The organism is Azospirillum himalayense (genome assembly GCF_042657465.1).
Classification (GTDB): Bacteria; Pseudomonadota; Alphaproteobacteria; order Azospirillales; family Azospirillaceae; genus Azospirillum; species Azospirillum himalayense.
Genome location: NZ_JBHSLC010000084.1, coordinates 1 through 1,502 on the forward strand (window position 1 = coordinate 1; position 1,502 = coordinate 1,502).

Annotated in this window: 1 protein-coding gene; it reads left to right on the top strand. The window is 64.2% G+C overall.

The window, feature by feature from the left end:
- The first annotated feature begins 243 nt into the window (after positions 1-243).
- Complete coding sequence (locus ACFPMG_RS24830) at positions 244-1,476, top strand: IS110 family RNA-guided transposase (RefSeq protein ID WP_376997934.1); 1,233 nt, start codon at positions 244-246, stop codon at positions 1,474-1,476.
- The last annotated feature ends 26 nt before the right edge of the window (positions 1,477-1,502 follow it).

Genomic DNA, 1,502 nt, shown 5'->3' on the forward strand with positions numbered 1-1,502 from the left:
TTAGCCCCCCACCGGCGTTGCCGACCCGCGATGCATGAAACGGTTGGGAGTCCTGATGTATGGTAGGCGAGCGTCGTCGGCACAGAGGTCGGTGTTTCCTTGGTGCGAGCGAGCCCGTCCGTTAGTCGGACCCGGAGCCCTTGAGCACCCCGCATTGTGTTAAGGGCCGGTCACGGCCCCGGAGCACGTTTTCTAGATTTCCTGAACGGGGGTTCCACGTCGGCGGCGTACTGGGAGGGAGAGATGGAAGTTCTGCACCCGCATTGCGCCGGTTTGGACGTTCACAAGGACAGTGTGGTGGCCTGCGCCCGCCACATGACGGGAAGTGCGGTCAAACGCGAGGTCAAGACGTTCAAGACGACGACCACGGACCTGATGGCTCTGTCGGCATGGCTGGCGGCCGAGGGCTGTACGCATGTCGTCATGGAGGCGACCGGCATCTACTGGCGGCCGGTTTGGCATATCCTGAGTGACGGCGACTTCGCGTTGGTTCTGGCCAACGCGGCCCACGTCAAGAACGTGCCGGGCCGCAAGACCGACGTCAACGACGCCACTTGGCTGGCCGACCTGATGGCCCACGGTCTGGTCCGCGCCAGTTTCGTTCCTGACGAGCCGACCCAGGAGATGCGTGATCTGCTGCGAACCCGCAAGCAACTCGTCCGCGAGCGGAGCAGCCATATCCAGCGCCTCCAGAAGACGCTGGAGGACGCCAACATCAAGCTCGACTCGGTCATTTCCGACGTCATGGGCCTGTCCGGCCGCACCATGGTCGAGGCGCTGATCGAAGGCGAAGCCGATCCCTGCGCGTTGGCCGTGCTCGCCCATCGCCGGATCAAGGCGCCACGCGACAGCCTCCAGGAAGCCCTGCGCGGCCGAGTGACCAAGCACCACCGCTTCATGCTGAAGCTGCACCTTCAGCAGATTGATGCCCTCGATGCCGCCATCGCCCAGATCGACCAGGAGGTCGACGCCAACGTCGAGCCCTTTCGCCAAGCCGTCAAAATCCTGAGTTCCATCCCCGGCATCAGCACCCTCAGCGCCCAGGCCATCCTCGCCGAGATCGGCCTCGACATGGACCGCTTTCCCACCGACGGCCATCTCAAATCATGGGCGGGCCTGTGCCCCCGGAACGACGAGAGCGCCGGAAAGCGCCGCTCCAACCGCATGCGCAAAGGCGCCGCGTGGCTCAAGACCATGCTCGTCCAGTGTGCCTGGGCTGCCGTCCGCACCAAGGGCAGCGACCTCCAGGCCCAGTTCCACCGCTTGCGTTCCCGACGCGGCGCCAAGAAGGCCATTGGCGCCGTCGCCGCCTCGATGCTCACCGCCATTTATCACATGCTCAAGGATGGAACGCTGTATCAGGACCTCGGGCCAGACCACTTCGACCAAAGGGCCAAGGCGGCCCAGACCAACCGCCTCCTCGCCCGCCTGCAAAACCTCGGCTATGCCGTCCAGATCACACCTCTGGCAGCATGACCGTCTCAGCCAAGTTTCTTTCTAGA